Source organism: Devosia sp. Root413D1 (assembly GCF_001425235.1).
Taxonomy (GTDB): Bacteria; Pseudomonadota; Alphaproteobacteria; order Rhizobiales; family Devosiaceae; genus Devosia_A.
On sequence record NZ_LMEA01000011.1, the window covers coordinates 500,339 to 521,485 of the forward strand.

Below are 21,147 nucleotides of genomic sequence, written 5' to 3' on the forward strand. Positions count from 1 at the left end.
CCTTGCATCGGTCGACCGTCGATGGCCCGACCGTCTTCATCCTGAGCATTCGTCCGACAACCTTAGCAAATCTGCAGCCGTCGTCGGCTAGATCTCCTCCCATGCAGTGGTGGATCAATCTCTTCGGCCCGATCACAGCGGGGCTCGCTGGCGCGGCGGCAACCGGCCTGCTGGTACGCGCCCTGTTTCGGCCGTCGCCCGAGCGCCACGGCTGGCGTCGGATCGCACCAAGCGGCATGCATTGGTCCGGCATCGTCCTGGGCGCGGGGCTTGTCTGCCTGATGCTCTATGTTCGTCTCTTCGTCGGGTCGGCGCGAGCCGACGCGGAAAACCAGATGCAGATTCTGACCTGGCTGATCCTCGCCTTCGCGCTGTGCGTGCTGACCGGCGTGGCGACAATTCGCTCCGTAGTGCGCACCGATGTCCGTTGGCGCGGCACCAGTCTCGACTACGCCGGGGCGAACGGCAGCCGGATCACCAAGGACCTCGCGCAGGTGGTAGGAATGCAGCGGCGCTGGACCGGCAACATCCTGATCGGCTTTGCCGATGGCGATGTGCTCAAGCTCGACGGTTACGCCTCCGGTGTCAGTGACCTGTGCGCCCGCATCATCGAGATCGACGAACGGCTGGCGGCCGAGATGCCTTTGTGAGGTGCACGAGGCCGGCTGTTTGACACCGCCTCGTCCATCACCTAGACCCGGCCCATCATGAAGCTGGCAGACCGAACCACCTCCATCGCGTCGCGCGCCTGATCGGCGTGGCGATGTTGCTGCCCCCGGCGCGTCGCGCCGGGTGAGTGCGGCTGCTCATTCTCCACAACCACATGGCTTGAAGCGTCCGCCTGTGCGGCGCCGGCCATCTATCGAGACAGCATCATGACCAATTATTTCGAAAGCCCGTTCAAGGGCATCCGGCTCGACGAGCAGGTGACCAACCCCAATATCCGGGTCGGCCGCTTCGGCTATTATTCCGGCTATTACCACGGCCACAGCTTCGATGATTGCGCCCGCTACCTGATGCCGGACCGCACCGATGTCGACCGCCTGATCATCGGCAGCTTCTGCTCCATCGGCTCGGGCGCCGCCTTCATCATGGCGGGCAACCAGGGCCACCGCAACGACTGGGTCAGCACCTTCCCGTTCCACTACATGCCGGAGATTGCGGCCTTTGCCGGCGCCGCCGACGGCTTCGCGCCGGCCGGTGACACCGTCATCGGCAACGATGTGTGGATCGGCTCGGAGGCGATCATCATGCCCGGCATCACCATCGGCCACGGCGCCCTGATCGGCACCCGGGCGCTGGTGACCAAGGACGTCGAGCCCTACACCATCGTCGGCGGCAATCCGGCCAAGCCGATCCGCAAGCGCTTCGCCGAGGCGGAGATCGCCATGCTGCTCGAAATGCACTGGTGGGATTGGACCGACGAACAACTCGCCGGGGCGATGCCGCTGTTCACCTCGAACCGCATCGCGGATCTTCATGTATATTGGCAGTCCAAAATACTGACAAGATAAACATAGGTCTTCTGGACCGCTCGACCTCCCTCTCTCAATACTGCGAAAACCAGTGGGAGAGGACGTCATGGACCAGAAAACCTTGATTGCGCGGGTCGCCGACAGCTTTGGCGGCGATCCGCGCATCGCGGCGCTGTTCCTCTCGGGCAGCTTCGGCACCGGCACCGCCGACGCGTTCAGCGATGTCGACCTGCTCGCCATCGCCGACCCTGCCGAGCACGAGGCGCTTGCAGCCGACTGGCGCAAGACGCTCGAGACCATTGCCCCGATCGTCCACTACAACCGCCTGCCGCACGCCCTGGTGCTCAACGCCATCACCGATGACTGGCTGCGCATCGACCTGCATATCGCCAGCCCCGAGCATCTCGCCAACACGGCGCAGGACTGCCTGAAACCACTGGTCGATCGCGACAACCTCCATGCCACGCTCCGCCCCGAGACGCCCGAGCCCGCCCGCAACCCAGGGCGCCTCGGCTGGATGGTCGGCGAGTTCATCCGCATCCTCGGCCTGACGCCGGTGGCCATCGGTCGCGGCGAAGTCGAACTGATGACCGTCGGCAACACCTTCCTCCGCCGCTTCCTCACTGACCTCCTGACCATCGAGGTCAACCCGCGCATTCCCGGCGGCATGCTGCATCTGAGCCGCGTGCTGGATCCCGAGCGCATGGCCGTGCTGGCCGCGGCGCCCCTGCCGCAACTCACCGCCGACTCCGCTATCGCGTCGAACCTCGCTCTTGCCCGCACCTTCATGCCGCGTGCCAAAACCCTGTGCGCCTCGCTCGGCGTCGAGTGGCCCAGCGCCTTCGAAGCCGCCACCCGCCGCAACCTGCAGCGCGCCCTCCCCGGCCGCAGCATCGACTGGTAGCCGCCACCGGCGCATAGTGACGACACTGCCCGCGGAAGCACCTCGCGTGAAGATCGTCGTCCTCACCGCCATCGCCATGTTCGCCTTCGCCGCCAACTCGGTGCTGGCGCGCCTCGCCTTTGCGACGGCCAATGCCGAGCCATTGAGCTATACCGGCATCCGCCTTGCCGCGGGCGCCGTCGTGCTTGCGGCCCTGCTCCTCCTCCGCCGCGCGCCCGGGATGCCGGTCACCGTCGGCGGCAGCTGGCGCGCTGCTGCGGCGCTGTTCGGCTACGCCCTCGCCTTCTCGATCGCCTACATCCTCGTCGGCGCCGGCACCGGAGCGCTGATCCTGTTTGCCAGCGTGCAGATCGGCATGCTCGGCTGGGCAGTGTTCAAAGGCGATCGCCCCGGCATGCTCGAATGGCTCGGCCTTGCCGTGGCGCTCGCCGCCTTCGCGTATCTCGTTTCTCCCGGTCTCGTCGCCCCGCATCCGCTCGGCACGCTCCTGATGGTCGGCTCCGGCCTCTGCTGGGCCGCCTACACCCTGCTCGGCCGCGGCTCGAAAGCTCCGCTGGTCGACACCGCCGGCAACTTCATCCGCTGCCTGCCGGTCGCCATGCTCATCGTCGTTGCCGGCCTGGTGCTCCATCCGGTCGATCCCGGCGCTGCGGCTTACGCCGTCGCCTCCGGCGCGCTGGCCTCAGGCCTCGGTTACGCGGTCTGGTACGCCGTACTCCCGAGCCTCGCCCGCACTCAGGCGGCCATTGTCCAGCTCACCGTCCCTGCCATCGCTGCCGCAGGCGGCGTGCTGCTGATCGCCGAGCCGCTCACGCTGCGCCTCGTCATCGCCTCCATCGGCATCCTCGGTGGCGTGGCGCTCGCCCTCATTGCCGCCGATCGACGCCGCCGGGCCAAAGCGGCTGTCTGAACAAGGCAACGGGTTGACCTCGTCGCTTCGTCCGCTATGTTCCCCGCATCATGATGATGATCCGCAATTTCGCATCGGTGTTCCTCCTCGCCTGAGCGAGCCATGAGGCAACACCACCGCGCCTGAGGGCGCCCTGCTCGCCCGTCGTCGGCTTTGCCGGTCTGGGCGTCGCGAGCTTATGCGAATTCGGAAACCACAATGCCTGTGAACACTCCCGCGCTCACCGCAGCGCAGATCGACGCCTTCATCACCGACGGCTTCGTCCGCATCGACCATGCCTTCTCCGCGGATCTCGCGGCAGAAGGCCGCGCCATCCTCTGGGCCGACACCGGATGCGACCCCAACGACCCCACAACCTGGACCAAACCTGTCATCCGCCTCGGCAATTACAGCCAGCCGCCATTTGTTGCCGCGGCGAATACGCCGCTGCTCCGCGCCGCCTTCGATCAGTTGGTCGGCCCCGGCCGCTGGCTGCCGCAGGGCAATCTCGGCACCTTCCCGGTCCGCTTCCCCTCGCCAGAGGATCCTGGCGATGCCGGCTGGCACATCGATGTGAGTTTCGGCTGGGAAGAGAACCCGAGCGATTTCCTGAGCTGGCGCGCCAATGTCAGTTCGCGCGGCCGGGCGCTGCTGATGCTGTTCCTGTTCTCGGAGGTCGGCGCCGAGGATGCACCGACTCGCATCCGCGTCGGCTCGCACCTCGATATCGCGCGACAGCTGGCGCCGGCCGGTGAAGCCGGGCTGACGTTGCGCGAGCTTGCCGCCGACAACTTTGCCGCGTCAGCGCATCGGCCGGAAGTTCTCGCCACCGGCAGTCCCGGCACGGTCTATCTCTGCCATCCGTTCCTGGTACACGCTGCCCAGCCGCACCATGGCACCGAGCCGCGCTTCATGGCCCAGCCGCCACTGCTGCCGCGGGAGCCGCTGCGCCTCGACCGCGCCGACGGCGACTATTCACCGGTGGAGATCGCCATCCGGCAGGCGCTTGCCTGATCCGATTACAGCCGCTCGGCGAGGACGATAGCGCCCTCGACCGGCAGGCCGCGATCCATGCGGATCGTCGTGGCTTCCACCATGACGGTCCGCAACCCCACCGATCGGCAGATCGCCAGGGTCGGCTCAGTCGCATGCTGGAACCGCAACGTGGTCCCCAGCCGCACCGCGTCCTCCCCCGCATGCGTCTCGAGCGAGAAGGCCACAATCCCACCGGGGCGCAGGGCCCCGCTGGCTGCCATCAACGCCCCGTGCAGCACGCCGACATAGTTGAACACATCCGCTGCAACGATCAGGTCGGCCGACCCGGGCTCACCCAGCAGATAGCTCACCAGGTCCGCCTTCTCAAGGTGGTCGTAGATCCCCTTGCGCCGCGCCTCCGCCAGCATGTTTGCTGACAGATCCACGCCCTCCAGCCGATCGGCCAAGGGCCGCAGCCGCGCCCCCATCAACCCGGTACCGCAGCCAAGATCCAGCGCCCGCTCGAACCGCGCCGCGCCGCGCGCCGTGAGCGCATTGCGGATCACCACTTCGAGCATTTCCGGCGTCCGGTAGCCCAACCGCGCGACCAGTGAGTCTTCGAAGCGCGGTGCATAGTCGTCGAACAGCGCCTCGACATAGGCCGGCGCTGCCACTGACGATCCGCCTGCCCCGTGCGCCGCCAGCTTCAGCGCCGCGCCGAACAGCCCCTTGGCATCGAGCTGCAGCAGTTGCGTCCATGCCGCCACCGCCCCGGCGATATCGCCCGCCGCCTCGCGATAGCCGCCGAGCAGGTTCCAGCCGGCCACCCATTGCGGCACCATTTCCAGCGCCTGCACCATGAGATCGGCTGCTTCCGCAAAAGCGCGCTCGGCGGCGAGCGCCGCGGCGTAGGACGCACGACGATCGGCGACGAGGTCGCCGGACGAATACTGTATTTCGCGCAAGGTTGTTTGGCACCGGGCTGGGACCGCACGCGTGTAGCGCGTCGGCTTGCCGCGGGGAAGATGGGCAAGAGCCGGAATTTCCACTTTGCTGTCACATTGCCGAGGCATAGACTGAGCTATGGGCATCCCGCGGAAGCGGACGCCTGCCCATCGGGCCGAGTCGCCCGGTATCTCTACGCCTTCGGCGCCCCACTCCCCGGGCTCGATGGCCTGCTAGTCAGATCGAATTTCAACCCGACGTGCACCCCGCACGCCGGGCAAAAGCAGTTCACGGCGCCGTATTGATAGGCGGAATTTTTCGGTCTACAAGTTAATAGTCGAATATTGCGGCCGACACTTCGTGCCTGGCGTCTCAAACGCGCCTGCTGAGGTCATACCAAGAATTCGATTGGCGGAGTTTCCATTGGGGTGGGAACTGCCACGGCAGACTGCGAAAGGGACTATTTATGGCTACCGGCACTGTGAAATGGTTCAATGGCCAGAAGGGCTATGGCTTCATTCAGCCCGACGAGGGTGGGGCTGATGTGTTCGTGCATATCTCCGCTGTCCAGCGCTCGGGGCTTTCGGGCCTCGATGAAGGCCAGAAAGTGACGTACGAGATCGTCAAGGACAAGCGGACCGGCAAGAACGCCGCCGACAACCTCCAGGCGTCCTGATCCCGGACCAGGGTGCCGCAAGGCATCCTGATCGATCGGATGCTGCAAGGCATCCAGATGGGATCGGCGTAGATCACGAGGGCGCAGTCTCCGGACTGCGCCTTTTGCCTTTCCAGTGCTGGCCTTCCCCCTTGACCGGCAGGCAATCCGCAACGATATGCACCGCTCGCGCAACGGGGATACGCCCCGCTTGACCGAAGCCTTCGCCGAAGGCAGTTTACCCAGACGCTCCCCCTCAGGTCAGCATGCTGACGACGCCGAATGACTTTGGCAGGGGAGCCTTTCTTTGAGTTGGAGACGGCCATGGACAAAATTCCGATGACACCGAGCGGTCACAAGACCCTGTCGGAGGAATATCGTCGCCGCACGTCTGAAGAGCGCCCCAAGATCATTGCCGATATCTCTGAAGCGCGCGCCCATGGCGACCTCAGCGAAAACGCCGAGTATCATGCCGCCAAGGAGCAGCAGAGCCTGAACGAAGGCCGCATCAAGGAACTCGAGTCTCTGCTGGCGCTCGCCGACATCATCGACGTCACCAAGCTCAGCGGCTCGACCATCAAGTTCGGCGCCACGGTGAAGCTGGTCGACGAAGATACCGAGGCCGAAAAGCAGTACCAGATCGTCGGCGACGCCGAGGCGGACCTGTCGAAGGGCCGCATCTCGATCTCGTCGCCGATCGCGCGCGCCATGATCGGCAAGGAAGCCGGCGATTCGGTCGAAGTGGCTGCCCCCGGTGGCGCCAAGACCTACGAAATCCTCGACGTGAAGTTCGTCTAGAGCCGCTGCGGGCGCTTTGTGGCGCCCGGCGGCTGTGACTTTTCGGTGAGTCCGTGCGCTCCATCGCCTCAGGGCGATGGTCGTGCCCTTGAAAGGTGCGCGCCGAACCTCCTATTTTGGTCCATACCTATTTGTCTTGGGCTTAGGTCTCAGAGTAAGTGGAGCGTAAGGTGCACGCCAAAGTCGTCATCATCGGATCGGGTCCTGCCGGCTACACGGCGGCCATCTATGCGGCGCGCGCCATGCTCGAGCCGGTCATGATCTCCGGCATCCAGCCCGGCGGTCAGCTCACCATCACCACCGATGTCGAGAACTACCCCGGCTTCGCCGACGTCATCCAGGGGCCCTGGCTGATGGAGCAGATGAAGGCGCAGGCCGAGCATGTCGGCACCAAGATGATCAACGACATCATCGTCGAGGTCGATTTTGACAGGCGCCCGTTCGTGCTCATCGGCGATGGCGGCACCCGCTACACGGCCGACACGGTGATTGTCGCCACTGGTGCGCAGGCGCGCTGGCTGGGCCTCGAGTCCGAAGAAAAGTTCCAGGGTTTCGGCGTCTCGGCCTGCGCCACCTGCGATGGCTTCTTCTATCGCGGCAAGGAAGTGATCGTCGTCGGCGGCGGCAATACCGCGGTCGAGGAGGCGCTGTTCCTCACCAACTTCGCGTCCAAGGTCACCGTGGTCCACCGCCGTGGCGAGTTCCGCGCCGAGCGCATCCTGCAGCAGCGGCTGTTCAAGAACCCCAAGGTCGAAGTGATCTGGAACGCCGAGATCGAGGAAGTCTACGGCCAGCACATGCCGCGCTCGGTTCAGGGCGTGAAGATCCGCGACACCAAAACCGGCCACGTCACCGAAAAGTCGGTCGACGGGGTGTTCATCGCCATCGGCCACTCGCCGGCGACGTCGATCTTTTCGGGCAAGCTCGACATGAAGCCGGGCGGCTATCTCGAGGTGCAACCCGGCAGCACCGCCACCAACGTGCCCGGTGTGTTCGCGGCCGGCGACGTCACCGACGACGTTTACCGGCAGGCGGTGACAGCCGCGGGGATGGGGTGCATGGCAGCCTTGGACGCAGAGGAATATCTGGCATCGCTCGAGCTCGCAGAAGCGGCGGAATAGCCGATGCTGGATTGGGACAAGCTCCGCATCTTCCACACCGCCGCCGAATCCGGGTCCTTCACCCACGCCGCTGAAAAGCTCAACATGAGCCAGTCTGCCGTATCGCGGCAGATTTCGGCGCTCGAGGAGGATCTGGGGCTAAAGCTGTTCATCCGCCACGCCCGCGGCCTTGTGCTCACCGAGGTGGGCGAGCAGCTGTTCCGCACTGCGCACCGCATGCACTGGGAACTGCAGCAGGTCGAGACCCAGATGTCCGAGAGCCAGGAGGTGCCGACCGGCCCCCTGCTCGTGACCACCACGGTGGGTATCGGCTCGACCTGGCTATCCTCGCGCATCCACGAGTTCCTGATCCTTTATCCGGAAATCCAGATCGAGATTAAGCTCAACGACGCCGAGCTCGATCTCGCCATGCGTGAGGCCGACGTCGCCATCCGCCTACACCGGCCGAACCAGTCCGAGATGATCCAGCGCAAGCTGTTCACCGTGCACAACCATTTCTACGCCTCCGAGCAGTACCTCAAGGAGTTCGGCGAGCCGCAGGCGGTCGAAGATCTCGACAACCACCGCGTCATCTCGTTCGGCGAGCCGGTGCCGTCCTATCTCGGCGACATCAACTACCTCGAGCGCCTCGGCCGCCCGGATTCCTCGCCGCGCCGCGCTTCGATGAAGGTCAACGCCATCTACGGCATGATGCAGGCCGCCCGCGCCGGCATCGGCATCGCCATGCTGCCGGATTACGTCACCGAGGGCGAAACCAACTTGCGGCGCGTGCTCGAAGGCATCGAGCTGCCGGCCTACGAAGCCTATTTCGTCTATCCCCCGGCGCTGAAGAACTCCAAGCGCGTCGGCGTCTTCCGCGACTTCCTCGTCGGCAAGGCCCGGGAGTGGTCGTTCTAGGAGCTGGCCGCGTCCCCGCAATCTCAGTCGGCGTCCCTCTCCCGCTTGCGGGGGAGGGGGGACCAGCCGAAAGGCTGGTGGGAGGGGGGTGCCACAAACACTAGCCTCGGCCAAGTCCGCCCACCATTGGTGCGTGGGGCTCCCCCCTCCCACCACGCTTTCGCGTGGTCCCCCCTCCCCCGCAAGCGGGAGAGGGAATCCCGACTGCGCTTCTCAGCGCGGCCGCACCACGGTGAATGTCAGCTCTTTCCGCACAGCGAACCCGAGCTTTTCGTAAAGCGCGATAGCGCCAGCGTTCTCGGTCTTCACATGCAGGAACGGCACTCGCCCGTCCGCCGCGATCAGCGCCGAGACATACGACACCAGCGCCTTGGCCAGCCCCCTGCCCCGGAACTCCGGCCAGGTGCACACCGCGCTCACTTCGGTCAGTTGCCCGAGCTGCATCCGTTCGCCGGTCATCCCCATCAGCCGCCCATCCTCCGAGCGCAGTCCGAAATAGCGGCCCATGCCGAGGGTGCCGGCCCGGAACGGTCCCGGCTCGGTCGCCGTCGCCAGCTCCAGCGCCGCCTCGGCATCCGCTGCCGTCAGTTGCACCGGCACGATATCGGGTATCGGCTGCGCCGCTTCGCAAACCATCTGGAACACCGGCACCGCCTGCAGCACCTCCCAGTCCGCGGGCACCCGGTAGTGCGTCGCCGACACCAGCCCCACTGCGTCTTCCGGCGCAACCAGCGGCCGCAGCTCGGCAAACGCTTCGGCGTCATAGCGCGCGAGCCCGCCGATCGGCGTCAGCTCGGCCCGAAAGCGCGCCGCCGCACCGTTGCGCTGGCCCAGCGCCGCTTGGTCGGTGGTCAGGGCATGCCACGCCGGATCGTCAAGCACGGAGAAGTCGATCATTCCAATAGTCCTTCGAATTCGCGTCACGCCTCTACCACCGCGGCGGCGAGTTCCCAACTCCCGGTGTTCATCGGCAATTCAGCGGCCTCGGCTAGAACGTAGAAAACCTCAGGGGCCCCTCATGCATCGCTTCGTCGTCGCTGCCGCACTCTGCCTCGTCGCCACGCCGTCCCTGGCCCAGATGGTCACCATCAGCCCCGAGCAGATCGGCGAGATCTTCTGCATCTCGCGCCTCGGCAACGACATGGCGCCGGTTGAGGGCCTGCTCACCACCGAGCTCACCGCGGCGATCGCCGAAGCCGAAGCCAGGAACGACGCCATCCAGCAGGCCCACCCGGACGAGAAGCCGCCGCTCGGCGACGGCATCCCGTGGCAGGCCTTCCCCGACTACGCGGCCGAGTGCAAGGTCGGCGGGGTCACCCTCGAGGCCGATCGCGCCGTCGTCGATATCGCCTACGGCTTCCCCGACTATCCCGATGCCAACTTCACCGATCACCTGCAGCTGATCCTCGTGGCTCAGCCCAACCTCAGCGAACCGCTCTGGCGCATCGAGAACCTTGGCTATGCGACGGAGAGCGACCTGCGCTCGGTGCTGGTCTCCGCCTTCGCGAACTAGTGTCTCGCCACCCATTGCTTCGCCCTTGACGCCCCACGCGCAAAGGCGCATTGCGGCACTGTTCCGGACGCTTGCGTCAGGACCTTCATCAAGGACTGAAAATGAACCCCGACAGTCGAAGTCGATCTTCGATCTTGCCGGCGCTCTAGGCTCCAGAAGCGAGATCAGGAAAAGTTGCAGACTTTTCCGGTTCGATCTCGCGACAAACAGGTGGGCCAGGCGCGCCGGCGCGGCCATCTATTGGAGCCCCGCTATGCTGCGTGCCTATATCCGCGAAGGCGACCGCCTCGTTCCCACCGATTTCGACCCCGCCGCCGGCACCCAGCTGACCGGCGCGGTCTGGTACTCGCTCACCGACCCCTCGCGCGAAGAGGATAAGTTCGTCGAGGCCTGTCTCGGCATCGACATCCCCACCCGCCGCGAAATGCAGGACATCGAGCCTTCCGCCCGCCTCTACAGCGAGGGAGGCGCCGAGTTCATGACCATCACTGCGCTGATCGAGGATGAGGCAGATCAGGTGGTCAAAACCCCGATCACCTTCGTGTTGCGCAACGACCAGCTGGTCACCGTGCGTTATGCCGATCCAAAGCCCTTCCGCCTCTACGAGCGCCTGGTTTCCCGCCCTGCCACCGGCGAGATCGGCGGCGAGCGCGTCATGATCGGTCTGCTCGAGTCCTTCATCGACCGCCTGGCGCAACTGCTCGAGAACACCGGCGACGGCATCGACCAGATTTCGCGCGAGGTGTTCGGCAACAAATCGACCAAGCCGACCCGCAAGACCCGCGACCTGCAGTCGCTGATCGAGCGCATCGGCAAGAAGGGCGATGTCCTCACCCTCGCCCGCGAGAGCCTGGTCTCGATCAGCCGGCTCGTCAGCTTTCACCAGTCGAGCGGCGCCGAGGACCAGAAATCGGCGCGCGACCGCAAGCAGGAAATCAAGGTGCTGCAGCGCGACGCCGCCGCGCTCAGCGACCACGCGGCTTTCCTCTCGGACAAGATCACCTTCCTGCTCGATGCGACGCTCGGGCTGATCAACCTCGAGCAGAACCAGATCATCAAGATCTTCTCGGTGGCCGCGGTGGTGTTCCTGCCCCCGACCCTCGTTGCCTCGATCTACGGCATGAACTTCCAGTTCATGCCCGAGCTGAGCTGGCCTCTGGGCTATCCATTCGCGCTGGGGCTCATGGTCCTCTCGGCGGCGGTGCCCTACCTGTTCTTCAAGCGCAGCGGCTGGCTCTGAGCCCCGGGGATTCGCCGTCGAATCTGACAAAAAACTGTCACAATCAAGCACTTGGCGTCGCGTTCACATCGGCGTGCGACGCCACGACGCACGCCGGAAACCGCAATACACGAGCAAACTCATCGACTTAACAGCCATGCGAAAAACGCATGCCCCTCATTCGATACTCCTCGGTTGCTGGGTCGGCACTCACCCCATATATCCCCGCTCGACAGCAGCTGAGCGCATCTCCCTCCTCCTCCTCGCGCTCGTTGTTTGTTCCTCCCTGTAGCCGGCAACGGCTGCTACTCGGCCCCGCTCTCCCCTCGAGCGGGGCCTTGTTTTTTTCCGCCACACGAACGCCCGAACCAGCCGCTCGAACGGCAGGTGATTGACGCATGCGTCACGGCAGCATGGCTGACCTATGCCTGCACAAACTGCATAGCTGGCATGTTGAACTCCGCATTGTGGACCAAACGGTCAAAGTGCATATTGTGACTGTCGATGTGAGCCGCACCGTATCCTCCTCCCTCGGTCCTGCTCTGCGACACCGGTCCGAAGTCGTATCCTCCTCCCTCGACTTAGGGCCATCGGCAAATGGCGTATCCTCCTCCCTCGTCCATTTGCCACCACTTCAGATTTGGACTTCGGTCCTTTTCATTGGGCCCCATCTTCGGATGGGGCCTCTTTTTTTTGCTTCGGCTCATCTTGCTTGCCCCGGCGCCTCGCGCCCAGCGCATGGCTGACGTTCCGACTTGGCGATTGTTCCTTTCGCCGCATCACCCGATAGTCATCTCAACGAATTGCAGCCGCTCCTCCTCCCTGGCTGCGCTTCGATGGGTCGCCCGCTTCGGCGAGCCGGCCTTTGAAGGCTCCGCTCATCCCCTCGAGCGGAGCCTTTTTCTTTTGGCTCTCAGGTTGCCCCGCGCACCAGCCGCGCTAGGCTGGTCGCCCAACCCGAGGCCGCTCATGACTCTTCCCACCATTGCCCTCCCCTCCGGCAAATCCGTGCCCGCTCTCGGCCAGGGCACCTGGCGCATGGGCGAAGATCGCCGCCGCCATGCCGACGAGGTCACGGCGTTGCGCCGGGGCATCGAACTCGGCATGACGCTGATCGATACCGCCGAGATGTATGGCGATGGCGGCGCCGAGCTGGTGGTCGCTGAAGCGATCAAGGGCCGCCGCGACGAGGTGCAGCTGGTCAGCAAGGTGCTGCCCCACAATGCCAGCCGCGGCGGCACCATCGCCGCCTGCGAGCGCAGCCTGAAGCGGCTCGGCACCGACCATATCGAGCTCTATCTGCTGCACTGGCGCGGCCGGCATCCCCTCGCTGAAACGGTCGATGCCTTCGAAACCCTGCAGCGCTCCGGCGCCATCGGCGGCTGGGGCGTTTCCAACTTCGATGTCGACGATATGGAAGAACTGCTCACCGTCCCCGGCGGCAAGGCCTGCGCCACCAACCAGGTGCTCTACAACCTCAGCGCCCGCGGCATCGAGTATGACCTGCTCGCGTGGTCGGCCGGACACGCCATGCCGATCATGGCCTACTCGCCACTCGGCAACGACAACCGCATGCTCCGCCACCCGTCGCTGCAGCGCATCGCCAACGCCCGCGGCATCACCGCAGCGCAGGTCGCCCTCGCCTTCGTGCTGGCTCGGCCCGGCGTCATCGCCATCCCCAAGGCCACCGGCCTCGACCATGTCGCCGAGAACCGCGCCGCCGCCGACCTCACGCTGACCGCCGAAGAACACGCCGCCCTCGACGCCGCTTTCCCGCCGCCACGCCGCAAGCAGGCGCTGGAGATGATCTGAGGTCATAGCTCCGAGGGAACCACCGGCCGAGCGGCGATCCTCCCCCGCGTGGCGGGGGAGGATCACGGAGAGTCCGGCGCAACCAGCAATCCTTACTCGGCATTTCCTGCCGCCTGCCCGTTCTCGCTCCGCCCGAACGCCCGGAATCCCGGCCCTTCGCGCTGGCACGCCGCCTGCATGGTAAGGCGCGACCGCCCGGAGGCACCCATGACCAGCGTCGGCACCGCGACCAGCACCAGTTCACTGACCTACGCGCAGATCATCGCCAATGCGCAGAAGGCCCAGCAGCAGGCGCTGACCAATCCGCCCGCGCCTGGCTCCAGCGAGTCCGGCGCCACCAACGTCACCCTGTCGGATGCCGCCAAAGCGGCGCTGACCACTATCAAGGACTTCGCCACCGTCACGACCGAGGCCCGCGCCACCCTCGACAAGCTGCTCGCCGACGCCAAGCTCACCACGCCGTTGAAGGATGGCAAGCTCGCCCTCGATCTCAGCAAGGTCGATCGACGCGAGCTCTACGCGATGAGCACCAATTCCAACCAGCTGTTCACCGCCGACGAGCAGAAGGCCGCCGCCATTGAACTGCAGAACCGCTTCGACCAGGCAATGGCCGGCCCTACCGCCGTCGGTCGCGTTACCGGCAGCGTCAAAGGCCTCTACGTCGCCGCCCTCGCCTATTTCGACGCCATGGGCCCCGAGGAGAAAGCCTCCGCCGCCTATGTGGACCAGCGCGCCGCACTCGAGGAGATGCTGAAGCAGATCGAAGCCAAGCCCTCGACCTTGCCGGGCGCCGTGCCCAACGACCCGGTCAACGCTTACATGGAGCGCCTCGCTGGCGGCGAAACCGGCAAGCCGCGCGACATCAAGGATGTGGCCGGCGACGCCCGCGCCACGCTCGATGCGCAATACAAGGCCAGCGGCAACGGCAAGCCCGACTATTCCGAGTTCGACAGCCGCTCGCTGGCCTCGGTGGCGCTCAATTCCAACGGCAAGTTCTCGGCCACCGAAGTCCGCACCGCCTCTATGGAAATGCGCTCGCGCTCCGGCACGGCGCTGCTGCAGAGCCTCAAATCCGCCGGCACCGGCAACCCGGCCGGTTTCGCTCAGAACGTCATCTCGCTCTATGGCGCGATGAGCAGCGAAGAACGCGCCGCCGCCGGCTGGTCCGAAAACCTCTATGCCGCCGCGGTGTCCAACTACCAGACCGCCAGCAAACTCGGCTCCCTGCTGAGTCAGGCCGCCGGGTCGTCAGCGTTTGGTGGGAGTGACGGTGGGTCGATGAGTTTGATGGATTATCTTTGAGCAGAACCCCGGCAGACGGCCCCCTCCCATCCTCCCCCATGAAGGGGGAGGTGCCGCATCGAGTTTGGGGCTCGATCTGATCAAGAGCACCGGCTCCTCTTCACCTCCCCCTTCATGGGGGAGGCCGGGAGGGGGCCGTCTCTATCAGTGGTCAACCCCGGCAAACCGATCCAGCGCCGCGGTGATCGCCTCGGGCATGCCGGCATCGCCGGCCGAGTGCCCTGCCCCGTCGATCACCACCAGCTTCGCCTCCGGCCAGGCCCGCGACAGCTCCCAGGCGGTGACCAGTGGCCCCTGCAGGTCGAGCCGACCCTGCACCAGCACGCCGGGGATGCCGCGCAGCCGATGCGCATTGGCCAGGAGCCTGCCGTCTTCCATCCACGCTGCGTGGCGGAAGACATGGGTAACGATCCGGCTACGCGCCAGGAGCCGCTTGGGGTCTACCCCATCGGATGCCCGGCCGACCTGCGCCGTGACCGAGACCGTCGCGTTGTCCCAATCGTGGAAATCCCGCGCCGCCTTGTCGCGCACTGCCGGATCGGGGTCGAACAGCAGCACGTTATAGGCCGCGATCAGCCCGTCGTCCGGCGTTCCCACGGGGGCGCCGGCGACGAACCGCTCCCACTCCGCCGGGTAGAGCGGCGCGATGCCGCGATAGAGCCAGTCGATCTCGCGCCGCCGCGTCGTCGTCACCCCGCCGAACACCATTGCCGCGACGTGCTCGGGGTGCGCTTCGGCATAGGCGAGCCCCAGCGTGGCGCCCCATGAGCCGCCATAGATCACCCATTTGTCGACACCGAAATGCGCTCGCAGCCGTTCGATATCGGCGACGAGGTGCGCGGTGGTGATGACCGAGAAATCGACGCCCTCGCCCGAGGCATGCGGGGTGCTCTTGCCGCAACCGCGCTGGTCGAAGCCGATGATCCGATAGCGCTCGGGATCGAAGAACTGCCGCATCGAGGCCGAAAAGCCAGAGCCCGGCCCGCCATGGAGGATCAGCGCCGGCACCCCGTCGGGGCGGCCGGCTTCTTCCCACCAGAGCGCATTGCCATCCCCGACCTCGAGCCAGCCGCTCGCGACCGGCTCGGTGATCGGGTATGCCATCAGCTCACCTTGGCGCAGAAATCCTGGATCCGGCTCACGGCATCCTCGAGCTGCGCGTTCGAGGCGGCATAGCTCAGCCGCATGTGGCCGGCGAGCCCGAACGCGGAGCCATGCACCAGCGCCACCCCGGTCTCTTCGAGCAGCGCCAGAACGAACGCCGCGTCGTCGGTCAGCGCCCGGCCGCCACCCGAGGTCTTGCCGAGCAGGCGCTTCACCGACGGGAACACGTAGAACGCCCCCTCCGGGGTCAGGCAGTCGAGCCCGGTATTGGCGTTGAGCCCGGCAACCACCAGGTCCCGCCGCCCCTGGAACACCTCACGCCAGCCCTTCAAAAACTCCTGCGGCCCGTTCAGCGCTTCCACCGCCGCCCATTGCGAGATCGAGGAGGGGTTGGTGGTCGATTGGCTCTGCAGCTTGTTCATCGCCGCGAGCAACGGCCGCGGCCCGGTGCAATAGCCGATGCGCCAGCCGGTCATGGCGTGCGACTTCGACACGCCATTCATGGTCAGCGTCCGCTCCATGAGCTTGGGCTCCACCCCGGCTATGGTGGCGAACGTGCCGCCGTCATAGACCAGCACCTCGTAGATATCGTCGGTGAGGATGTGGACGTGCGGATGCCGCAGCAGCACGTCGGCCAGCCCGCGCAGTTCGTCGCGCGTATAGGCAGCGCCGGTCGGGTTCGACGGCGTGTTGAGGATCAGCCACTTGGTCCTGGGCGAAATCGCCGCTTCCAGCACTTCGGGCCTGAGCTTGAAGCCGGTCGAGGCATCGGCCACCGCGAACACCGGATCGGCGTCGCAAAGCCGCACGATCTCGGGATAGCTCACCCAGTACGGAACCGGGATCACCACTTCGTCGCCGGGGTTCAGCGTCGCCATCAGGGCGTTGAAGATGATCTGCTTGCCGCCCGAGGAAACGAAGCAATCCGCCGCCGTGACATCGAGCCCGTTGTCGCGCTTGAACTTCTGCGCCACCGCTTCCTTGAGCTCGGGGATGCCGTCGACCGCCGTGTAGCGGGTCTTGCCCGAGTTGATCGCCCGGATCGCCGCCTCACGCACATGCTCGGGGGTATCGAAATCCGGCTCGCCTGCGGCCAGCGAGATCACGTCCTGCCCCTGCCGCTTCATCTCCACGGCTTTGGAGTTGATCGCCACGGTGGCGGATGGCTGGATGCGGCTGAGGGCGTCGGACAGGAAAGCCAAGATCATCTCCCTGGAATTGGCGGGAAAGCTCTACGGCTTCGATTGCCCATAGACAACCGGGACGTTTGGTCAGATGGCAGAGGTCAGATGCCGTGCTCACACGGCGCGAGCGGGAACCGGCGCATGCGCCGGCAGGACGATTTCGGTCCCGTCGGCCCGCACGCTGCTCTTGCTGCCGCCCATCGCCTGTTCGCCATCGGGCATCAGGCTGACGAGAATGGCGGCGAGGACGGCGGAAAGGGCGAGAAGCTTCAACGGAAACATCCTGGACAACGCGGGGCTTTGAATATCCGCTTTTCGCGCCAAGCCGTTGAACATTCACTGATACCGCCGTTCATCCTCGGCTCAGGAAAGCTCAGATTCCCACGCCGGCCGCTTTGGCGAGCTGCACGCCCTGCACCCGCCAGCCATTGGCCTCCTCGGCCAGCATATAGATAGCGCTGTACAGGCCCTGGTCGTTGCCGACGAACTTCACTTCCTGCGCCACTGCCTTGTCGCCAAGCTTCTGGAACTTGCCGAAGCTGTGCGAGCGCGATTCCATGATCGGCGCGTAGCCTGCCGTCACGATGGCGTTGAAGAACGCCTCGGCGCTTGGAAACGTCACTTGAAAGCCTGCCCCGGCATAGCTGAACGCCCCGGCGGCATCCTTGCTGCGAAACGCTTCGATCTGGCTGGTGATCACGCTCTGCCACGGCTCGAGCGCCGCGGCCTCGCTGGCCTGATCCTCGGCTCGCGCCGCCATTCCAATCATCAGGAAGGCGGCCAACAGCCCCACCAGCACCAGCCTGATCCCCGTTACGAACAGTCGCATGCTCCCGTCTCCCCATGTCGCCTGGCGGGTTTTCGCCACACGATCGCCTTCAAATCGTACCCGCTTCACCCCTTTAGCAACGAAACATCCGCGCATTCAGTGAGCTTTATCACTGCGTTGTGATCTGCCGAGTCAGCGAGTCCTCATGTCTCCCACCAAGCTTCCCCAGCCGAAGCGACCGTCATTGCGCCGGCCGTTGTTCCGCAACGCCCTGAGTGCGGCGACCGCCATCTCGTTCTCGCTCACCTTCGTCGGCGCCGGCATCGCGCTGCTGCTCGGCCTCATCCCGCCGCGCGCCATCATCGGCGCTGGCGAGATCGACACTGCCGTGGTGCTGCTGTTCGTGCCGCTCTGCGCCCTGCTCTTCGCCATCCTCGTCGAAGTGGTCCGCGCCATTCTGCGCGAAGGCCTGCAGCCGCCCAAAGCCCGGCAGTCCAATCCACTTTCCGCCTGGAAGCCCGGTCACGGCGAAGGCTGAAACGGCATAATTCAACGCGTTTCGCGCTCCGCCGTTCATCTTCCCGTTAGCTAGGGTAGTCTAGAAGCCCGTGACGCTCGCTTCGGGCCGTTCCCCGCGCCGTGTCCTTCCTCACCCAAAGGTGAACGCGGGACGCGGCGTCTCATGATTTTGCGACTGAGGAAACCGACATGACCCGTATCGCTTCTGCTCCGCTCGGCCGCCTGCGTCCGCTGCGCGCCCTTCTGCTCGGCTCCGTGTTTGCCGGCTTTGCCGCCACCGGCGCCTCCGCCGAAACCCTTTCGGTCACCGGCATCACCCAGGGCGCCGCCACCGGCCCCTACGAGCTGTCGGTCGCCAGTGTCGAAGTGGTCGACGGCAACATCAATGAAGGCGCGGTGCGTGGGCTGTTCACCGGTGCGCCGGGCGCGCTCGATGCACTGGCCACTCTCGATGCCAAGTCGGTCATCATCCCCGAGATCAAGGTCAGCTATCCCAGCTATGTCGAGGGCGCCGGCCCGTCGGTGATCACCTATCGCGACATCACCCTCACCGATGTCGCCAATGGCGTCGCGGCCTCCGCTCATGTCGGCGGCACCGATTTCAGCGGCGCCGAAAGCGTCACCGGCACTTTCGGCGAAATGTCGGTCGGCCGCTTCGATCTCGCCGCCCTGCTCGGTTTCTATGGTCTCACCGCTGCCCCTGCAGCCGGCACCGAGATGAAAGAGGTCTATGCCGACTTCAAGTTCTCCGGCGGCTCGCTGAAGGGCGGCGACGCCTTCAGCTGCGAGTTCGGCACTGGCGAGCTCGGCAGCTTCAGCGCCCGGCCGCTCAAGCAGAACTTCACCGAGATCAACGCGCTGATCGTCGAAGCCGATGCGGCGCAGAAGGCCGGCACCGAGGTGGCGCCCGAAACGGTCGACAAGCTCGTCCGCTTCTACGCCGACATGTTCACCGCCTTCTCCTCGACGCCGATGACCTTCAGCGGCTTCAACTGCTCGGGCAAGGACGACAAGGGCAACCCGCTCACCGTCGCCTCGGGCCCGATCACCGTCGGCGGCTTCGAGCCGGCGATCTATCCGGCAATCTCGCTCAACGATTTCGACATGACCGTCGAAAATGACGGCTTGCTGAAGTTCGGTAACTTCACCTGGAAGAAGATGGACTTCAGCGCCGCCATCGCGGCCATCGAAGCGGCCACCAAGCTCGATGAAGCCTACTTCACCACGAACTGGCGGAAGCTAGTTCCGGCGCTCGACGGCATGAGCCTCGCCAACCTCACCATCGACGTGCCCGATCCGGAGTCCTCGGGCAAGCGCATCACCGGCACCCTCGGCGCTTTCGACGCGACGCTCGGCAACTACGTCAACGGCATTCCGGCCGACATTTCGCTGAACCTCGCCAACTTCATCCTGCCGATCACCGCCGATATGACCGACCTGCCGGTGGCGGATCTGCTCGCCCGCGGTGTCGACAAGCTCGATATTTCGCTCGGCACCAAGCTCGCCTGGGACCAGGCGACGTCCACCATCAATGTCGATGACGTGCTGATCGACATGGGCGCACTCGGCCGCGTCAACCTCTCGGGCACCTTCGGCAACGCCACTGAGTCGCTGTTCGCCGACAACACCGACGAAGCCACCATGGCCGCGATGCTGCTCACCCTGCGTGATGTCACCATCGAGATCGAGGACCGCGGCATGAGCGCGCTCGCCTTCGCCGCCGGTGCCAAGGATGCCGGCCAGTCCGAGGCCGCCTTCCGCACTGCCGTCGCCGGCATGGCCCAGGGCATGACGCTCGCCTTCCTCGGCAACACCACCGAGGCGCTGACCGCTGCCCAGCAGCTCGGCACCTTCCTCAGCGGCGCTTCGCACCTGAAGCTGACCATCACGGCCAAGGACGAAGCCGGCATCGGCCTCGCCGACCTCGCCGCCGCCGAGACCAACCCGGCGGCGCTGGCCGGCAAGCTCAACGTCGTCGCCGAAGCCAGCGGCGAGCCGGTCGAGCTGCCGGTGCTCGATACGCCGGCCCCGTCGACCCAGGACGAAAAGCGCGACCTCAAGGCCCCCGCCGCGCAGTAACCAGACCTCTCCGTCAGCGTCTCCCTCCCCCTCAGGGCGCTACTGCGTCCCTTGCGGGGAGGGGACAGGGGTGGGGGTCCCCACGCACCGGCTTCAAGGCTTATCCACCCCCAGACTTTCGGACTCTTGTCCGTTCCTCACCTTTGGCGCACTATGACCGCCTGAGAGGAGGAACAACGATGCAAGTCGAGACTATCCTTCAATCCAAGGGCCACACCGTCTTCACGGTGGAAGCCGGCGCGCCGCTCTCCGAAGCCGTCCGCATTCTCAACTCCAAGAAGATCGGTGCCGTGGTCGTCGTCGACGCCAAGGGCAAGGTCGCGGGCATCCTCAGCGAGCGCGACGTCGTCCGTCACCTCGAAAAGGACCCCGTTGCGGTTCTCGCCGGCCCGGTACGCAACGTCATGACCAGCAAGGTCATCACCTGCACATCGGCCAGCTCGGTTTCGGACCTCATGGAAACCATGACCCGCCACCGCATCCGCCACATCCCCATCGTCGAAGCCGGCAAACTGACCGGCATCGTCTCGATCGGCGACGTGGTGAAGCGCAAGATCGAAGAAGCCGAACAGGAAGCCCTGGCGCTGAAAGAGTACATCGCGTCGTAGCGATCGGCGATCATCTCAAAAACGTGCGCTGCGCACCCCACCCCATCCCTCCCCGTCAAGGGGAGGGTGTCCGCCGGTGACCTTGGCGTGATCCAGCCACATGCGCGATGCCCACCTCCCCCTCAAGGGGCAGGGCTATCGCATATGGGGCGCTGACAGTAGTTGGATGGCCTTCTCCCCTTGTGGGAGAAGGCAAGAGGTGCCCAGCGCCGTCATATGCGATAGCCCTGCCCTCGACGGGGAGGCAAGCGAAGCTTGGGAGTGAAGCGACCTAGCAGAGCTCGGATGGGTGCGCCACGGGCGCGATGTCGCCGTTGGGCGAACCGCCCCACCTTTCCAACCTTGCCGCGATTTCACCTTGCCGCAACACCCCGGCAAG

General features: G+C 65.5%; 22 protein-coding genes. 16 read left to right on the forward strand and 6 right to left on the reverse strand.

Annotation, left to right across the window (positions count from 1 at the left end):
- Positions 1 to 101 precede the first annotated feature (101 nt).
- The 5 genes from ASC89_RS19725 to ASC89_RS19745 all read left to right on the forward strand — a co-directional run bounded on the left by ASC89_RS19725 (position 102) and on the right by ASC89_RS19745 (position 4,282).
- Positions 102 to 650, forward strand: coding sequence for a hypothetical protein (locus tag ASC89_RS19725; RefSeq protein WP_055880512.1), 549 nt, complete (start codon positions 102 to 104; stop codon positions 648 to 650).
- Between the two features lie 225 nt (positions 651 to 875).
- Positions 876 to 1,514: a type B chloramphenicol O-acetyltransferase gene (gene catB, locus ASC89_RS19730; protein ID WP_056000940.1), complete on the forward strand. Its 639-nt coding sequence runs from the start codon at positions 876 to 878 to the stop codon at positions 1,512 to 1,514.
- A gap of 67 nt (positions 1,515 to 1,581) precedes the next feature.
- Positions 1,582 to 2,379 carry a nucleotidyltransferase domain-containing protein gene (locus ASC89_RS19735; RefSeq protein ID WP_055880518.1) on the forward strand — a complete coding sequence of 266 codons (798 nt, stop codon included), beginning with the start codon at positions 1,582 to 1,584 and terminating at the stop codon, positions 2,377 to 2,379.
- A gap of 46 nt (positions 2,380 to 2,425) precedes the next feature.
- Positions 2,426 to 3,289 (forward strand): DMT family transporter, encoded by an 864-nt coding sequence (locus tag ASC89_RS19740; protein WP_056000943.1) that lies wholly within the window; start codon positions 2,426 to 2,428, stop codon positions 3,287 to 3,289.
- 198 nt (positions 3,290 to 3,487) lie between these two features.
- Complete coding sequence (locus tag ASC89_RS19745; RefSeq protein ID WP_056000949.1) at positions 3,488 to 4,282, forward strand: phytanoyl-CoA dioxygenase family protein; 795 nt, start codon at positions 3,488 to 3,490, stop codon at positions 4,280 to 4,282.
- A 5-nt stretch (positions 4,283 to 4,287) separates the two neighbouring features.
- Here ASC89_RS19745 and ASC89_RS19750 read toward each other — a convergent pair whose 3' ends face one another.
- Positions 4,288 to 5,208 carry a class I SAM-dependent methyltransferase gene (locus tag ASC89_RS19750; protein ID WP_056000952.1) on the reverse strand — a complete coding sequence of 307 codons (921 nt, stop codon included), beginning with the start codon at positions 5,206 to 5,208 and terminating at the stop codon, positions 4,288 to 4,290.
- A gap of 446 nt (positions 5,209 to 5,654) precedes the next feature.
- Here ASC89_RS19750 and ASC89_RS19755 point away from each other — a divergent pair, with 446 nt between their 5' ends.
- From ASC89_RS19755 to ASC89_RS19770, 4 genes are all read left to right on the forward strand, one after another.
- Complete coding sequence (locus ASC89_RS19755) at positions 5,655 to 5,864, forward strand: cold-shock protein (RefSeq protein WP_055045318.1); 210 nt, start codon at positions 5,655 to 5,657, stop codon at positions 5,862 to 5,864.
- Between the two features lie 303 nt (positions 5,865 to 6,167).
- Positions 6,168 to 6,641, forward strand: coding sequence for a transcription elongation factor GreA (gene greA, locus ASC89_RS19760; protein WP_055880529.1), 474 nt, complete (start codon positions 6,168 to 6,170; stop codon positions 6,639 to 6,641).
- A 158-nt stretch (positions 6,642 to 6,799) separates the two neighbouring features.
- Positions 6,800 to 7,762 carry a thioredoxin-disulfide reductase gene (trxB, locus tag ASC89_RS19765; RefSeq protein ID WP_056000955.1) on the forward strand — a complete coding sequence of 321 codons (963 nt, stop codon included), beginning with the start codon at positions 6,800 to 6,802 and terminating at the stop codon, positions 7,760 to 7,762.
- A 3-nt stretch (positions 7,763 to 7,765) separates the two neighbouring features.
- Complete coding sequence (locus ASC89_RS19770) at positions 7,766 to 8,659, forward strand: LysR family transcriptional regulator (RefSeq protein ID WP_055880534.1); 894 nt, start codon at positions 7,766 to 7,768, stop codon at positions 8,657 to 8,659.
- Positions 8,660 to 8,872: 213 nt separating this feature from the next.
- On the opposite strand, the gene ASC89_RS19775 is transcribed toward ASC89_RS19770, so the two are convergent.
- The gene (locus ASC89_RS19775) at positions 8,873 to 9,556 is read right to left on the reverse strand and encodes a GNAT family N-acetyltransferase (protein ID WP_056000958.1); all 684 of its coding nucleotides are present in this window, start codon (positions 9,554 to 9,556) and stop codon (positions 8,873 to 8,875) included.
- Between the two features lie 121 nt (positions 9,557 to 9,677).
- Between ASC89_RS19775 and ASC89_RS19780 the strand changes: the two genes are divergently transcribed.
- From ASC89_RS19780 to ASC89_RS19795, 4 genes are all read left to right on the forward strand, one after another.
- Entirely contained in the window at positions 9,678 to 10,172 is a 495-nt protein-coding gene (locus tag ASC89_RS19780) for a hypothetical protein (protein ID WP_056000961.1), read from the forward strand.
- Positions 10,173 to 10,425: 253 nt separating this feature from the next.
- Positions 10,426 to 11,412, forward strand: coding sequence for a magnesium transporter CorA family protein (locus ASC89_RS19785; protein ID WP_056000964.1), 987 nt, complete (start codon positions 10,426 to 10,428; stop codon positions 11,410 to 11,412).
- 948 nt (positions 11,413 to 12,360) lie between these two features.
- A complete protein-coding gene (locus ASC89_RS19790; RefSeq protein WP_056000967.1) occupies positions 12,361 to 13,203 on the forward strand; it encodes an aldo/keto reductase in 843 nt (280 codons plus the stop codon).
- 207 nt (positions 13,204 to 13,410) lie between these two features.
- A complete protein-coding gene (locus tag ASC89_RS19795; RefSeq protein ID WP_056000970.1) occupies positions 13,411 to 14,505 on the forward strand; it encodes a hypothetical protein in 1,095 nt (364 codons plus the stop codon).
- Between the two features lie 144 nt (positions 14,506 to 14,649).
- Here ASC89_RS19795 and pip read toward each other — a convergent pair whose 3' ends face one another.
- From pip to ASC89_RS19810, 4 genes are all read right to left on the reverse strand, one after another.
- The gene (gene pip / locus ASC89_RS19800) at positions 14,650 to 15,609 is read right to left on the reverse strand and encodes a prolyl aminopeptidase (protein WP_055880550.1); all 960 of its coding nucleotides are present in this window, start codon (positions 15,607 to 15,609) and stop codon (positions 14,650 to 14,652) included.
- A complete protein-coding gene (locus ASC89_RS19805; RefSeq protein WP_056000973.1) occupies positions 15,609 to 16,811 on the reverse strand; it encodes a pyridoxal phosphate-dependent aminotransferase in 1,203 nt (400 codons plus the stop codon). Before ASC89_RS19805 ends, pip begins: the two co-directional genes overlap by 1 nt.
- A gap of 96 nt (positions 16,812 to 16,907) precedes the next feature.
- Positions 16,908 to 17,066 (reverse strand): hypothetical protein, encoded by a 159-nt coding sequence (locus ASC89_RS28525; RefSeq protein WP_156384693.1) that lies wholly within the window; start codon positions 17,064 to 17,066, stop codon positions 16,908 to 16,910.
- A 100-nt stretch (positions 17,067 to 17,166) separates the two neighbouring features.
- A complete protein-coding gene (locus ASC89_RS19810; protein WP_056000976.1) occupies positions 17,167 to 17,622 on the reverse strand; it encodes a DUF4864 domain-containing protein in 456 nt (151 codons plus the stop codon).
- Between the two features lie 145 nt (positions 17,623 to 17,767).
- Between ASC89_RS19810 and ASC89_RS19815 the strand changes: the two genes are divergently transcribed.
- From ASC89_RS19815 to ASC89_RS19825, 3 genes are all read left to right on the forward strand, one after another.
- Positions 17,768 to 18,100: a hypothetical protein gene (locus ASC89_RS19815; RefSeq protein ID WP_156384694.1), complete on the forward strand. Its 333-nt coding sequence runs from the start codon at positions 17,768 to 17,770 to the stop codon at positions 18,098 to 18,100.
- Between the two features lie 170 nt (positions 18,101 to 18,270).
- The gene (locus ASC89_RS19820; RefSeq protein ID WP_056000982.1) at positions 18,271 to 20,160 is read left to right on the forward strand and encodes a hypothetical protein; all 1,890 of its coding nucleotides are present in this window, start codon (positions 18,271 to 18,273) and stop codon (positions 20,158 to 20,160) included.
- Between the two features lie 179 nt (positions 20,161 to 20,339).
- Positions 20,340 to 20,768 carry a CBS domain-containing protein gene (locus ASC89_RS19825; protein WP_055880559.1) on the forward strand — a complete coding sequence of 143 codons (429 nt, stop codon included), beginning with the start codon at positions 20,340 to 20,342 and terminating at the stop codon, positions 20,766 to 20,768.
- The last annotated feature ends 379 nt before the right edge of the window (positions 20,769 to 21,147 follow it).

Coding starts and splice junctions, on each gene's coding strand:
- ASC89_RS19725 (WP_055880512.1), top strand. CDS start 102: ATGCAGTGGTGGATCAATCTCTTCGGCCCGATCACAGCGGGGCTCGCT.
- catB (WP_056000940.1), top strand. CDS start 876: ATGACCAATTATTTCGAAAGCCCGTTCAAGGGCATCCGGCTCGACGAG.
- ASC89_RS19735 (WP_055880518.1), top strand. CDS start 1,582: ATGGACCAGAAAACCTTGATTGCGCGGGTCGCCGACAGCTTTGGCGGC.
- ASC89_RS19745 (WP_056000949.1), top strand. CDS start 3,488: ATGCCTGTGAACACTCCCGCGCTCACCGCAGCGCAGATCGACGCCTTC.
- ASC89_RS19755 (WP_055045318.1), top strand. CDS start 5,655: ATGGCTACCGGCACTGTGAAATGGTTCAATGGCCAGAAGGGCTATGGC.
- greA (WP_055880529.1), top strand. CDS start 6,168: ATGGACAAAATTCCGATGACACCGAGCGGTCACAAGACCCTGTCGGAG.
- ASC89_RS19770 (WP_055880534.1), top strand. CDS start 7,766: ATGCTGGATTGGGACAAGCTCCGCATCTTCCACACCGCCGCCGAATCC.
- ASC89_RS19775 (WP_056000958.1), bottom strand. CDS start 9,556: ATGATCGACTTCTCCGTGCTTGACGATCCGGCGTGGCATGCCCTGACC.
- ASC89_RS19780 (WP_056000961.1), top strand. CDS start 9,678: ATGCATCGCTTCGTCGTCGCTGCCGCACTCTGCCTCGTCGCCACGCCG.
- ASC89_RS19785 (WP_056000964.1), top strand. CDS start 10,426: ATGCTGCGTGCCTATATCCGCGAAGGCGACCGCCTCGTTCCCACCGAT.
- ASC89_RS19790 (WP_056000967.1), top strand. CDS start 12,361: ATGACTCTTCCCACCATTGCCCTCCCCTCCGGCAAATCCGTGCCCGCT.
- ASC89_RS19795 (WP_056000970.1), top strand. CDS start 13,411: ATGACCAGCGTCGGCACCGCGACCAGCACCAGTTCACTGACCTACGCG.
- pip (WP_055880550.1), bottom strand. CDS start 15,609: ATGGCATACCCGATCACCGAGCCGGTCGCGAGCGGCTGGCTCGAGGTC.
- ASC89_RS19810 (WP_056000976.1), bottom strand. CDS start 17,622: ATGCGACTGTTCGTAACGGGGATCAGGCTGGTGCTGGTGGGGCTGTTG.
- ASC89_RS19815 (WP_156384694.1), top strand. CDS start 17,768: ATGTCTCCCACCAAGCTTCCCCAGCCGAAGCGACCGTCATTGCGCCGG.
- ASC89_RS19820 (WP_056000982.1), top strand. CDS start 18,271: ATGACCCGTATCGCTTCTGCTCCGCTCGGCCGCCTGCGTCCGCTGCGC.
- ASC89_RS19825 (WP_055880559.1), top strand. CDS start 20,340: ATGCAAGTCGAGACTATCCTTCAATCCAAGGGCCACACCGTCTTCACG.